The organism is Natronospira elongata (assembly GCF_034931365.1).
GTDB classification, from domain to species: Bacteria; Pseudomonadota; Gammaproteobacteria; order Natronospirales; family Natronospiraceae; genus Natronospira; species Natronospira elongata.
Genome location: NZ_JAYGII010000015.1, coordinates 1 through 12155 on the forward strand (window position 1 = coordinate 1; position 12155 = coordinate 12155).

13 protein-coding genes are annotated in these 12155 nt (G+C 62.2%); 5 read left to right on the top strand and 8 right to left on the bottom strand.

Annotated elements, in window-relative coordinates; genetic code table 11:
• Together VCB98_RS08085 and VCB98_RS08090 are read left to right on the top strand one after the other, a co-directional pair.
• Window positions 1–228: SDR family oxidoreductase (locus tag VCB98_RS08085; protein WP_346051545.1), on the top strand; the 228-nt coding region annotated here is incomplete at its 5' end.
• 117 nt (window positions 229–345) lie between these two features.
• On the top strand, window positions 346–1146 hold the full coding sequence (locus VCB98_RS08090) for a hypothetical protein (RefSeq protein ID WP_346051547.1): 801 nt from the start codon (window positions 346–348) through the stop codon (window positions 1144–1146).
• A gap of 21 nt (window positions 1147–1167) precedes the next feature.
• Here VCB98_RS08090 and VCB98_RS08095 read toward each other — a convergent pair whose 3' ends face one another.
• The 3 genes from VCB98_RS08095 to VCB98_RS08105 form a co-directional block, all read right to left on the bottom strand.
• A complete protein-coding gene (locus tag VCB98_RS08095) occupies window positions 1168–3018 on the bottom strand; it encodes a choice-of-anchor B family protein (RefSeq protein WP_346051549.1) in 1851 nt (616 codons plus the stop codon).
• A gap of 68 nt (window positions 3019–3086) precedes the next feature.
• Window positions 3087–5192 carry a prolyl oligopeptidase family serine peptidase gene (locus VCB98_RS08100; protein WP_346051551.1) on the bottom strand — a complete coding sequence of 702 codons (2106 nt, stop codon included), beginning with the start codon at window positions 5190–5192 and terminating at the stop codon, window positions 3087–3089.
• Window positions 5193–5220: 28 nt separating this feature from the next.
• Window positions 5221–5934, bottom strand: coding sequence for an endonuclease III domain-containing protein (locus VCB98_RS08105; protein WP_346051553.1), 714 nt, complete (start codon window positions 5932–5934; stop codon window positions 5221–5223).
• Window positions 5935–5960: 26 nt separating this feature from the next.
• Here VCB98_RS08105 and VCB98_RS08110 point away from each other — a divergent pair, with 26 nt between their 5' ends.
• Entirely contained in the window at window positions 5961–6590 is a 630-nt protein-coding gene (locus VCB98_RS08110) for an FkbM family methyltransferase (RefSeq protein WP_346051555.1), read from the top strand.
• Here VCB98_RS08110 and rluB read toward each other — a convergent pair.
• The 5 genes from rluB to VCB98_RS08135 all read right to left on the bottom strand — a co-directional run bounded on the left by rluB (window position 6571) and on the right by VCB98_RS08135 (window position 11427).
• Window positions 6571–7494 (bottom strand): 23S rRNA pseudouridine(2605) synthase RluB, encoded by a 924-nt coding sequence (rluB, locus tag VCB98_RS08115; RefSeq protein WP_445353995.1) that lies wholly within the window; start codon window positions 7492–7494, stop codon window positions 6571–6573. The genes VCB98_RS08110 and rluB overlap by 20 nt on opposite strands.
• Entirely contained in the window at window positions 7388–8455 is a 1068-nt protein-coding gene (gene scpB, locus VCB98_RS13950) for an SMC-Scp complex subunit ScpB (protein ID WP_374729202.1), read from the bottom strand. Before scpB ends, rluB begins: the two co-directional genes overlap by 107 nt.
• A 22-nt stretch (window positions 8456–8477) precedes the next feature.
• Entirely contained in the window at window positions 8478–9485 is a 1008-nt protein-coding gene (locus VCB98_RS08125) for a segregation and condensation protein A (RefSeq protein ID WP_406672117.1), read from the bottom strand.
• Between the two features lie 2 nt (window positions 9486–9487).
• On the bottom strand, window positions 9488–10705 hold the full coding sequence (locus tag VCB98_RS08130) for a tryptophan--tRNA ligase (protein ID WP_346051557.1): 1218 nt from the start codon (window positions 10703–10705) through the stop codon (window positions 9488–9490).
• A 98-nt stretch (window positions 10706–10803) separates the two neighbouring features.
• Entirely contained in the window at window positions 10804–11427 is a 624-nt protein-coding gene (locus tag VCB98_RS08135; protein WP_346051560.1) for an L-threonylcarbamoyladenylate synthase, read from the bottom strand.
• 92 nt (window positions 11428–11519) lie between these two features.
• On the opposite strand from VCB98_RS08135, the gene VCB98_RS08140 reads away from it, so the two are divergent.
• Together VCB98_RS08140 and VCB98_RS08145 are read left to right on the top strand one after the other, a co-directional pair.
• Complete coding sequence (locus VCB98_RS08140) at window positions 11520–11819, top strand: YciI family protein (RefSeq protein WP_346051562.1); 300 nt, start codon at window positions 11520–11522, stop codon at window positions 11817–11819.
• Window positions 11820–11833: 14 nt separating this feature from the next.
• The gene (locus VCB98_RS08145; protein WP_346051563.1) at window positions 11834–12112 is read left to right on the top strand and encodes a BolA family protein; all 279 of its coding nucleotides are present in this window, start codon (window positions 11834–11836) and stop codon (window positions 12110–12112) included.
• Window positions 12113–12155: the final 43 nt, after the last annotated feature.

Consider the following 12155-nt stretch of genomic DNA (forward strand, 5'->3'; position numbering starts at 1 on the left):
GGCACCGAAGGGCTGATGGAAGTATTGGCGGACGAGTTGGAGAACAAGGAAAATCTGCGCGTGAACGCCATCAACCCCGGCGCAACCCGTACCGCCATGCGCGCCGATGCCTACCCGGCCGAGGATCCCCAGACCCTGCCCACGCCGGAAGACATCATGGGCACTTATCTGTTTCTCTTCGGTGGTGAAAGCCGGGGCATCACAGGCCGCTCCTTTGACGCCCAGTAAGCGCTAAGATGATCCGCCCCGCTTGGCGCCGGGGTCTGGGCTGGGGTAGGATTTTCAGCAAGTTGATTGAGCACTCGGCCTTCGCTTGCCACCGGCGTCCTTGTCGAGGAGGGGTCCATGAAATCCACAACACTGTCCACCATCATGCTGGCCGCGGCTGGCCTGGCGATGTCGGGCTGCTTCGACAGCAACTACGGCAATGACATCAATCCCACCCAGGTGGGGTACTGGCCGGCGGAAATCAATTGCTTCACCATCGCCGAGGAGCCGGCCGATCTTGATGATGCGGATCCTGCCGCCACCCCCCGCAGTGACCGTACCGCCGAGCTGCTTGCCCTGCAGGCCACCGGAGAGCTGATCGCGCCGGAAGACGTCTACCAGCGGGTAGTAGTGGAATTGACCGGCATCCGCGATCGCTTCCCCAATGCCACCGACCACGAGGCTATCGGCTGCTGGGACCCCAGCCGCCTCCTGATTCGCTTCGAGGCCGAAACCCAGGCCGAGGTCAACGATGAGCAATACCAGGACTGGGATGATCTCAATGACATCTTCAGTCTTGGCGAGGTGGATTATCGGGAAGAGATCAACATCAATGTGCTGAAGTTTGACGGTCGCTTCAATCCCGGCCGTCTGGCCCGGGAGTACAGCAGCCTTGATGGAGCCATCTACACCGCACCTGCCACGGGGCTGGAGGATGGCAATGACATCTGCCTTTCTATCCGTGAAGACAAGCACTTCTATATCTTCAAACAGGGCTGGGGCAGTTGCCTGGGTGGCTGTGAGAACCGCAGTTTCCTGGGCGTGCAGGTGGACAGCTCCGGCAACATCGAACAGGTGGGGCAATGGGCCGGCGGCGGCCAGGCCCCCGGCTGGTTCAGAAACGCTCGGGACTGTCGGGCCTTCCTGCCCTGGGATTGAACAGGCGAAACAGGCCCTGATTCAGGGAAAAGCCGGCCCGCGCATGGGGGCCGGCTTTTTTCTTCGGCTCAGGCAATACAGGACGGCAATCAGGAACAGGCCGGGCAAGAGGGGATCCTGGCGTTGATTGCCGGCCAGACTGCAGCCGCTGCCGGACCCGGAGCCCTGCCCTTCACCGCTGATGGTGTCAGTGGCTTCCGGCAGCGATGAGTGAACCCGGCTCGCCGTCGTATCCGGATGCCGCCACTCACTGCTGGCCATGACGATCAGGTCGGGGTCGGGCGCCTCACTGGCACGGGCTTCCAGATCGAAAACCAGGGACGCCCCTGACGCCAGCTCACCGTCCCGGCAACGCAGCACATGATCGGCCAGTTCGCAATTTCCAGGCCCATCATCCACCAGCGATAACTGCCCACTCACCGGCAGACTGGCGACCACGGCCAGTTCACTGACGTCTTCCGGCCCTCGGTTCTCGACCGTGACACGGAATTGTCCCGCCAGGACCCGGCCGTCGCCCGCCACTGCGGTACCCTCGTCGATCTCAAGAAGAATATCGGCATGACCCGCCTGGGCCTCGGGCAAACGAGGCTGTGCGATGAACAGACCGTCGCCGATATCGGTAAAGACGACAATGCCACTCTCGAACCAGGGATAGTTGCTCCAGCTCCCCTCAAAGCGCGGCGAATCGGTCCCGGGCTGCACATCAAACCAGGCATACTCCACCGGACGCGACGGCGTGGAAATATCCAGAATACGCAAACCGCTGGTGTAATTGCTCTGAAAGAGATAATCGCCCTTTACGTAATTGTTATGGGCGATGGCGGCACTGGGTCCGTAATATTCATCCACCAGCTCGGGATTGCCGAGGTCGGAGACATCCCAGACCAGAGTCCGGGTTCGACTGTCGGAAATCATGTTCCCGGCCGCATCCCGACTCCAGTTGTCCAACTCATCGTTCATGTAGAACCAGTGCTGGTCTTCACTCAACCAGCCCTGATGGGTGTACCCCACCCTGGGATAATCCGTGCTGGAAATGATCTCGCCACTGGAGGCCTCGGTCATATCCACGATGGTCAGGTGGTCTTCGTTGCTGTTGAAACAGACCTCCTGACCCTGAAAGGCCATATCCGGCCCCTCATAGACCACGCACTGGGCATCATGGGTGTAACCGTCTGCATGAAACTCGCCGATTCTCTCGGGCGCAGAAGGATCACTGACGTCAATCACGATCGGACCGCCGCTGCGACCATCCGAGGTCGCACCCACCACATAGGCGCGCCCGCTGTCCCGATTGAGCTCGATATTATGGGCATTGCCGAAATCAGGCAGATGGGCGGTTTCCTCGAAGACATACGGCGGATCTTCAAGGGTGCGCAGCTGTCGCAGGTCGAAAACCTGCAGGCCGTGATCAGGCTCCTCACTGACGATGAAGGCATGGTCCTGAAAGACCTTGATATCTCGCCACAGCGAACCGTCGCCCGCGCCTTCCGGTGGATCGGTGCAGTCATCATGGCAAAGAATTGATCCGCCCTGCCCCTGTACCGTGAGACTTCTTGTGGGCAACTCACCCAGATAGACCGGATTGGCCGGGTCGTCGAGATCGATGAAGCTGGTGCCGCCAAAACGGCCGACGATGGCGTATTCACGGCCGCTTTCCGGATCCGTCCAACCCCAGACATCGTTCAGGGATGGCCCGCCCATGGCATCGGCCGGCATGAAGGCCAATAGATCGATTCGACTACAGGGGTGGCCCGCCGCTTCCCCGTCCACGCAGTCCGCCGGACCAACGATGCCTGCGGGCTCTTCATGGGCATGAAGGGAGAGCGGAAACAGAAAGGCGAGAGCAAGAAAGCCAAGCGGAGAACGCAACATGGTCATGGCCTCGTGGCAAGAACACCCCGTGCCTCGCCTGGACGAGACACGGGGCACTACTGACAGAATCAGTCCGACTGTTCGCCTGCGCCAGCGTCCAGACGTTCATGCAGATAAGCATAGATCAGGCCGGAGAGATGGGCACGCTGTTCCAGATTGGCGGCGCCGCCATGCCCCCCTTCGATATTCTCGTAATAGAGCACGTCGTGCCCCATGTCCTTCATCTTCGCTACCATCTTGCGAGCATGGGCCGGGTGGACCCGATCATCCCGCGTGGACGTCGTGAAAAAGACACGGGGGTAATCCGTCTCTGCATCCAGATTATGGTAGGGGGAATACTCGCGAATGTACTCCCACTGATCCGGGTCATCCGGGTCGCCATACTCGGCCATCCAGGACGCGCCGGCCAGCAGCTTGTGATAGCGCTTCATGTCCAGCAGCGGCACCTGGCAGACCACGGCATTGAACAGGTCCGGGCGCTGGGTAAAGGCCGCACCAACCAGGAGTCCGCCATTGCTGCCACCCTGGATCCCCAGCTTCTCGGCACTGGTGATACCTCGATCGATGATGTCCTCGGCAACGGCGATGAAATCATCGAAGGCCCGTTGGCGGTTTTCCTGCAAGGCCGCCTGGTGCCAACGGGGCCCGAACTCACCACCGCCTCGGATGTTGGCAAGCACATAGACGCCGCCCCGCTCCAGCCAGCTCTCTCCAATGACACCGGAGTAGAAGGGTGTGCGGGCAATCTCGAAACCACCGTAGGCGCCCAGCAGCGTGGGCATGGGGTCACCGTCCTCGTGGTCCTTGGGGCGGACCACAAAGTAGGGAATCCGGGTACCGTCGGCGGATTCGGCCTCGTGCTGCTCGACCCGGTAGCCTTCGGCATCAAAACGGGCCGGCTCGGCGCGGGCCACCTCGTGCTCATCACTGGCCGCATCGGCCTGATAGAGGGTCGAGGGAGTAAGGAATCCGGTGTAGTTGTAGAAGAAGGTATCGCTGCTGTCGTCGGTGGTCACCACCGACAGGGTCCCCATGTCGGGCGTGGACAATGGGCTCTTGTGCCAACCCTCATCATCCCGGTGAAAACTCAGCATGCGGCCCACCACATTATCGAGAATACCGACAATCACCCGGTTTTCGGTAGTACTCACACCCGCCAATGCCTCGCGGGGGCCCGGCTGGTAGAGGACATGGAAGTCCGGCTCACCGCTGCGAATGGCATCCATGTCCGTGGTCAGCAGGGCACCCTGGGCATAGGTCTTGTCACCCACTTCCCAGTCCGACTTCAGCTCCACCAGCAACTGACCATCAAGAATGCCGGCCAGTGTGGCATCATCCGGGACATCAATGCGGTGGGTTTCACCGTCTTCAAAAAGATAATAATGGCGGGTAAAGAAGCCCACCGAGCGAACGATCATGTCATAGGGGGTGTCGCCGTCCCAGAAACGAGTCCCGCTGACGGCCACATCGCTTTCCTCGCCTTCAAAGACCAGTTCGGCCTCTTCCACCGGCGTACCCCGTTCCCAGAGTCGCACCTGACGGGGATAACCGGAGCTGGTGAGACTGCCATCACCCCAGTCGGTGCCCACAAAGACACTGTCCCGGTCACGCCAGCTGATCTGGCTCTTCGCCTCCGGGAGCACAAAACCATCTTCCACGAATTCCCGCTTTTCCAGATCAAACTCCCGCCTTACCGCGGCATCGGCCCCGCCACGGGACAGGCCAATGATGCAACGATCATAATCCGGGTAGCGACAACTGGAACCGGCCCAGACCCAGTTTTCGTCTTCGGCCTCGGCCAGGGCATCGACATCCAGGATGATGTCCCAGTCGGTGTCATCACTGCGATAAGACTCACGGCTGGTGGTCCGCCAGATGCCGCGAACATGGTTGGCATCACGCCAGAAGTTGTAGACCTGCCCCCCCATCAGACTGGGATAGGCAATGCGATCATCCGAGGTCAGAATTTCCAGGGCCCGGTCGTGAATGGGCTCGAACAGCGGATGGCCTTCAAGCTCGGAAAGGGAGCGCTTGTTCTGCTCTTCGGCCCACTCCAGGGCTTTTTCACCTTCCACTTCTTCCAGCCAGAGATAGGGGTCGTCGTTTGCCATGAGTCCTGTGTTGAGCGTAAGGCCCGCCAGACCGGCGAGCAGTGAGAGTCGACTAAGGTTCATGCCTGTTCCTCAATTGGTTCCGTGACCGTCAGCGGGGCTGAGCGACGAGCTGACGATTGTAAGCACATTGTCTGCGCAGGGGGCAACTTTGACACAGGGGCCGTGGCTTGCAGGTACCACTGCAATGACGCACCACCAGGGCGTGGAGCTCATTGAAGAATGCGGTATGCGGGCCAATCGCGGTTTCAACGGCCGCTCGCAGGCTTTCATAGCGATGGCCCTCCTCAATCAAGCCCAGGCGCTGGAACAGCCGAAAGGTATAGGCATCCACCACGAATACCGGACGCTCGAAGGCATAAAGCAGAATGTCATCACAAGTCTCGGGACCGACGCCCTTGACGGCAAGCAGGGAGCGACGAAGGGTTGCCGTGTCCCATTCATTCAGGACCTGGAATCCACCGCCCTCCTGATACCATCGGCAGAGATGCTGCAGGCGATCGGCCTTGATGTTGTAATACCCCGACGGCCTGATCAGTTCGGCCAGCTCGCCCTGGGGCAGCGCCAGGATACGGCGTGCGGTCAGGGCCCGGGCCCGCCGCAGGCGCTCCATGGCCTTTTCCACATTCGTCCAGGCCGTATTCTGGGTGAGCACGGCACCGATCATGATCTCGAAGGGGTGACCGTCGTGGGGCCACCAATGCTGGGGGCCGTGGTGGGCCAGCAGGCGCTCGAAAACCCGTCGCAACCGTCGCCGGTCGATGGCCGGAGGGTGAGCTTTTCTGCTTGCTGGGTTAGGCTTCATGCCGGACCTCGACCAGGAGTCATCTCATGCCCGTGCGGGCCATTCAAAAACTGATCAAGCGACGCCGCCAGAAACGGGCGCGTCGTGCCTTCGAGCATTTCCCCATTGGCGAGGGCGATCTGGTCATCGATGCGGGCGCGAACTTCGGCAGCGTGACCCTGCGCCTGCTGGGCCAGGGCGCCCGGGTGCTGGCCTTCGAACCCAATCCCGTCGCCTTCCGTCACCTTGAGCGGGCCTTCGGCGATCACCCACAGGTCCAGTGCATTCCCAAGGGCCTGTCCGACCACAACGGCAAGGCCCGGCTCTATCTTCACAAGCGCCACGAAGACAATGCCCTGTTCTATTCCGAGGCCGCCTCGCTGATGGCGGACAAGCGCAACATCAACCCCGATGCGGGGGTGGAAATCGAGCTGCTGGATATTGCCGAACTGATCGAGGCCCAGGAGGGGCGAATCCGTCTGCTCAAGCTGGATATCGAGGGCGGCGAGTACGCGGTTCTTCATCGTCTGCTGGACACCGGACTGATCAAGCGGATCGACCAGGTCTTCTGCGAAACCCATGAACTGAAGATTCCATCCTGTCGCCGGGAGACCCGTCGCTTGCGACGCCGCCTGGCAGACATGGATATCAGACACGTCAATCTCGATTGGGTTTGAAGCGCCGCCCCGATTGAGCCTTCTTGTCCGAGGCTTCCGCCAGTGGCGCCTCGGGCTCCAGCCCGGCAGCATCCATCAGCGCCCGGACCTGCCCCGCACCCAGCTCCCGCCAGTGCCCCCGAGGCAGATCGCCGGGCAGTGACAGGGGCCCATAGCGAACCCGAATAAGGCGGCTGACAGTGGCGCCCACGGCTTCCCAGAGACGGCGGACTTCACGATAACGGCCTTCCCGCAGGATCACGTGATACCAGTGATTCTGGCCTTGCCCGCCGGTATCAACAATCTCCTCGAAACGGGCCGGGCCATCGTCCAGCTTCACACCGCTGCGCAGCTTGTCCAGCAACTCCGGCGCCACCTCGCCCCGCACCCGCACGGCATATTCGCGTACCAGTTGACGAGAGGGATGCATCAGCCGTGCGGCCAGTTGGCCATCTGTGGTCAGGATCATCAAACCGGCGGTGTTGAAATCCAGGCGGCCCACCGAGACCCAGCGCCCGCGTTGGGGGGCGGGGATGCGATCGAAAATGGTGGGCCGGCCTTCGGGGTCGCGGCGGGTGCTCATCTCTCCCACCGGCTTGTGATAGATCAGTACCCGGCGCTCGGGCATCATGCCGGCATCCAGACGCAAGGGTTTGCCGTCCAGGCTCAGACGATCGCCCTCGCCCGCCTTGTCGCCGGGGCCCGCCGGGCGGCCATTGAGCTGGATACGGCCGGCCGCCAGCCAGGACTCCACTTCCCGCCTGGAACCGTAGCCGGCATTGGCAAGCAGTTTCTGAATCCGCTGCAGCGGTATGGCCTCAGTGGCCGCGGCCCTGCTCGTCTTCTTCTTCGGCAGTCTCGGGTCGTGGCTGCTCGGATACTTCGGCCCCGGACCCTGGCGCTTGCCGCTCCGTTTCCGACTGATCTTCTTGCTGGCCACTTTCTTCTTGCGCTTCGCCATTGGCTTCCTCGGGAACCTCTTCAAAGTCGAGGTCTTCGCCCTCGTCTTGCGATTCGTAGGGACTTTCCTCGAATGGATCGGTCACCGGACGGCTGCCCAGCTCGCGTTCATCCACGCTTTCCCCGGTGTCGGGATCCTCAACCACCTGCTCTGCGTCGGCGGTGACGGCATCTTCCGCCTGCGGGGCCGACGCTGATTCATCTTCTTCGCTTGCGTCGATCGGCAATTCACGGTCTTCATCGGAGGCACCCTCCTCGGCTGCCTCACCGGCGGCATCCTGTTCATCCCTGTCCTCGCCTGCGGCCTCGCCATCGGCGTCGCCATCACCATGGGCATCCGCTTCCGCATCGTCGGCGGGCTTGCCCTCGGCATCCAGATCCAGCTCCACATTGATGCTGTCGATATCACGGATCTCGGACAGGGTGGGCAGTTCATCCAGGCTCTTGAGCCCGAAATAATCGAGAAACTCCCGGGTGGTGCCGAACATGGCCGGGCGGCCAGGCACATCCCGGTGGCCGACGACCTTGATCCAGCCACGTTCCTGCAGGGTCCGGACAATGCTGCTGGAGACACTGACCCCGCGAACCTCCTCGATCTCGCCACGGGTAATGGGCTGGCGGTAGGCAATCAATGCCAGGGTTTCCAGCAGCGCCCGGGAATAGCGCGTCGGACGCTCTTCCCATAGCCGGGATACCCAATCAGAGACACTCTCCCGCACCTGAATGCGGAAGCCGCTGGCGACCTGGCGAAGCTCCATGGCCCGCCCTTCGTAATCGGCAGTCAGCCCCTCCAGCGCTGCCCGCAGGGCGTTGCGATCGGGCTTCTCCTCATCACGAAACAGGCCTTCCAAGTCATCGATTTTGAGCGGCCGGCCGGCTGCCAGCAGTGCGCCTTCAACGATATTCTTTAGCTGTTGCTCGTCCATTCCTTCCCCGATTCCCGGAAGCTCAGGCTCCCTGTTCTCCACCGGCCTGCTCCGGCCCCGATTGCTCATCATCGCCAGGCGTCGTCTGTCCGGCATCCTCCGGCGCCTCGCCTTCGGTTACCGCCGCACTGGCGCGCAGATGAATGGGGCCGTAGAGCTCGGCCTGCACGATTTCCACCAGGCGCTCCTTGACCAATTCCAGGATGGCCATGAAGGTCACCACCACACCCATACGCCCCTCCTCGCGAGGAAAAAGGCCGGTAAAGTCCCGGAAGCGACCGTCATCCAGACTGCTCAGCACCTCGGACATGCGCTGGCGAACGGACAGGGCCTCCCGCTGGACCTGGTGATGCTGGAACATGTCGGCCCGCCGCAGGACTTCCTTGAAGGCCAGCATCAGCTCCTTGAGAGTCACCTCGGGCACCATCTCCACCACCCGACGGCCGACCAACTCGCCCTCGGCCTGGAACACATCCCGGCCCATTCGCGGCATGCTGTCGATGTCCTCGGCGGCAGTCTTGTAGCGCTCGTATTCCTGCAGGCGGCGGATCAGCTCCGCCCGCGGGTCCTCGCCCTCCTCCTCTTCACTGACCGAAGGTCGGGGCAGCAGCATCCGGGATTTGATCTCGGCCAGCATCGCGGCCATGACCAGATATTCCGCCGCCAACTCCAGACGAAGCTCCTTCATGAGCTCCACGTACTGCATGTACTGCTGGGTGATCTGGGCAATGGGAATGTCCCGGATGTCCAGATTCTGGCGCTTGATCAGGTACAGCAGCAGGTCCAGAGGCCCCTCGAAGGCCTCGAGAAAGACCTCCAGGGCATCGGGCGGAATGTAGAGATCCTTGGGCAGGTTGGTGAACGGCTCGCCCTGGACCAGGGCAAAGGGCATTTCCTCCTGACGCCCCTCGGCCGGATCATTGACCTGCCCATCGCCGGCTTCGCCCTGCGGGTTGTCAGGCTGCTGTTCTGCCGCCTCCGCCGGACGGTTGTTGTCGGCGTCCTGGGCCTGCCTGTCCTGCTCGTCCATCGTCACCGGTACTGCAACCCCATGATCTGACGCACCTCGTCCAGGGTTTCCCTGGCCCGGGAGCGTGCCGTTTCACAACCTTCCTGGATAATGCTGCGCACCGCGTCCGGGTCTTCCTCATATTCCTGGGCGCGGGACTGAATGGGCCGGAGCTCATTGCTCACCGCCTCAATGACCGGGCCCTTGCACTCGAGGCAGCCGATCCCCGCCGTGGTACAGCCTTTGTGGGCCCATTCCTGGGTGTCCTTGTCCGAATAGATCTTGTGAAATTCCCACAGGGGACATTTCTCCGGCGTGCCCGGATCACTGCGACGCACCCTGGCCGGGTCGGTGGGCATGGTGCGAATCTTCTGTTCCACCGACTCCAGCGGTTCACGCAGCCCAATGGTATTGCCGTAGGACTTGGACATCTTCTGCCCGTCCAGGCCGGGCATCTTGGGGGTCTCGGTGAGCAGGGCCTCCGGCTCCACCAGGATTTCCCGGCCCCCGCCTTCAAGATAGCCAAACAGGCGTTCCCGGTCGCCCTTGGTCAGGTTCTGCTGGGAGGACAGCATGGCCCGCGCCACCTCCAGGGATTCTTCATCGCCCTGCTCCTGCCAGCGCTTTCGCATCTCACGGAACAGACGGGCATTCTTCTTGCCGGTCTTGCGCAGGGCGGTCTCGGCACGACTCTCGAACTCGGGCTCGCGGCCGAAACTGTGATTGAAGCGGCGGGCGATCTCGCGGGTAATCTCCACATGGGCCACCTGATCTTCGCCCACCGGCACCAGGCCCGGCTTGTACATCAGGATATCCGCGCTCTGCAGCAGGGGATAGCCAAGAAAGCCGTAGGTGGACAGGTCCCGTTCCTTGAGCTTTTCCTGCTGATCCTTGTAGGTGGGCACCCGCTCCAGCCAGGACAGGGGCGTGATCATGGAGAGCAGCAGATGCAGTTCCGCATGTTCCGGCACCCGGGACTGAATGAACAGGGTCGCCGAGCCCGGATTCACGCCGGCGGCCAGCCAGTCAATGATCATGTCCCAGGCGCGGGAGGCCACGTCCCCGGTATCCTCGTAATGGGTGGTCAGGGCATGCCAGTCGGCCACGAAAAAGAAGCAGTCGTATTCATGCTGCAGCTTGACCCAGTTCTTCAGGGCGCCGTGGTAATTGCCGAGATGGAGGCGGCCGGTGGGCCGCATGCCGGACACGATCCTGTTGTTCTGACCGCTTGCGGAAACCAAATCTCTACTCCTGCGTAATGGACAAAAATCCCGTCGGGCGGGCAAGCCGGACATTATAAAGGGAAGCGAGGCCCCGGGTCTCGCCCTCTCGCACCCGATCAGAGCTCGAAGGGGGCCGGATCACCGCGACCATGGCGCAGGATCCGCGGCGGCAGCTCGCTCAAATCCACCACGGTGCTGGGCTCAAGGCCGCAGTTGCCGCCGTCGACCACCAGGTCCACATGGTGCTCCAGGCGCTCCCGGATATCCTCCGGATCGGTGAAGGGCAGCTCATCCCCCGGCAGTATCAGGGTGGAGCTCAAAATCGGCTCCCCGTGCTCCTCCAGCAGGGCCCGCACAATGGCATTGTCCGGGACGCGGATGCCAATGGTCTTGCGCTTGGGATTCTGCAGCCTGCGAGGCACCTCGCCGGTGGCCTTGAGTATGAAGGTGTAGGGCCCGGGGGTGTGAGCCTTCAGCAATCTGAAGACCGAGTTGTCCACCCGGGCGTAGGTGCCGATCTCGGAGAGATCACGACAGACCAGGGTCAGGTTGTGGCCCTTGTCGGTCTGGCGCAGCCACTGGATTCGCTCCACGGCGTTCTTCTCCTCCAGGGCGCAGCCGAGGGCGTAAATGGAGTCCGTGGGATATACGATCACGCCCCCATCGCGCAGTATGCGCACGGCCTGGCGCACCAGCCGCGGCTGGGGGTCCACCGGATGTATCTGGAAATACTGGCTCATGCTCCCTCCACTGCCAACCACGGGATGCTAACACGAGCCGGGCCGGCACTGGCTGTGATAGTCTTTTCGCTTTTCGACAGGGGGTCGAGTCGATGTGGTATGTGATCATTGGCCGGGACCGGCCGGACAGCCTGAGTGCACGCCAGAACGCGCGACCGGCGCACCTGGAGCGCCTGGAAGCCCTCAAGGAGGCGGGTCGCCTGCTGGTGGCCGGTCCCTGCCCCCGGGACGACGCCCCGGCACCCGGGCCGGCCGGCGTCAGCGGCAGTGTGGTGATTGCCGAATTCGATAGCCTGACGGCCGCCGAGAACTGGGCAAAGGCCGATCCCTACATTGAGGTCGGTGTCTACGAGTCCGTCGAGGTACGCCCCTTTATCCGCGCCCTGCCCTGAATCCGGGAGGATGCATGAGCGACAATACTGAACGCGTTAAACGCATGCGCCAGATACTGGAAAGCCGCTTTGCACCAGCGGAGTTGGTGATCCGTGATGACAGTCATTTGCATGTCGGCCATCCCGGGGCCCGCGACGGCCGCGGTCATTTCCATGTCCGCATTCGCGCCGAGGCCTTTGCCGGCAAGCGGCCCCTGGCCCGTCACCGGCTGGTTTTCGAGGCCCTCGGCGAGATGATGGAAAGCGATATCCATGCCCTGCAGATCGATGCGGCGGCAGAGGAAGATAACTGAAATCACGCCGGGTGCGCCCGGCCTTAGCCAAGAGAGGATGATC